At 68.0% G+C, this 727-nt stretch carries 1 protein-coding gene; it reads left to right on the top strand.

Annotated elements, in window-relative coordinates:
- Window positions 1-727: RNA polymerDNA-directed RNA polymerase subunit B (locus tag Pta02_RS40830; protein WP_507763427.1), on the top strand; the 727-nt coding region annotated here is incomplete at both ends.

Here is a 727-nt window from a genome sequence, read left to right as displayed (position 1 = left end):
GGTGTTCATGGACCAGGTCAATCCGCTGTCCGGGCTGACGAACAGGCGGCGCCTGTCCGCGCTGGGTCCCGGCGGCCTGTCCCGCGAGCGGGCCGGCGTGGAGATGCGTGATGTGCACCCCTCGCACTACGGCCGCATGTGCCCGATCGAGACTCCCGAGGGTCCGAACATCGGCCTCATCGGTTACCTCGCCTGCTTCGCCCGGCTCAACGCCTTCGGCTTCATCGAGACGCCCTACCGCAAGGTCGTCGACGGCCGGGTCACCGACCGGATCGACTATCTCACCGCCGACGAGGAAGATCTGTACGTCATCGCCCAGGCGAACTCCCCCCTGTCGGCCGACGGCGGCTTCGCCGAGCGGCGGGTGCTGGTCCGCACCGGGGGCGGCGAGTTCGAGTACGTCCGCTCGAACGAAGTGCACTACATGGACGTCTCGCCACGCCAGATGGTGTCCGTCGCGACCGCGATGATCCCCTTCCTGGAGCACGACGACGCCAACCGCGCGCTCATGGGGGCGAACATGATGCGCCAGTCCGTGCCGCTGCTCAAGAGCGAGGCGCCGCTGGTGGGCACCGGCATGGAGTACCGCGCCGCCACCGACACGGGCGACGTGGTCATCGCCGAGAAGGCCGGTGTGGCCGAGGAGGTCTGCGCCGACTACATCACGACCTCGAACGACGACGGCACGAGAACGACATATCGCCTGGTGACGTTCGGACGCTCGAAT

It is taken from the genome of Paraplanobispora takensis (genome assembly GCF_016863195.1).
GTDB classification, from domain to species: domain Bacteria; phylum Actinomycetota; class Actinomycetes; order Streptosporangiales; family Streptosporangiaceae; genus Planobispora; species Planobispora takensis.
The sequence above is the reverse complement of the archived record's forward strand: the minus strand, read 5'-3'. Positions and strand labels throughout refer to the sequence as shown.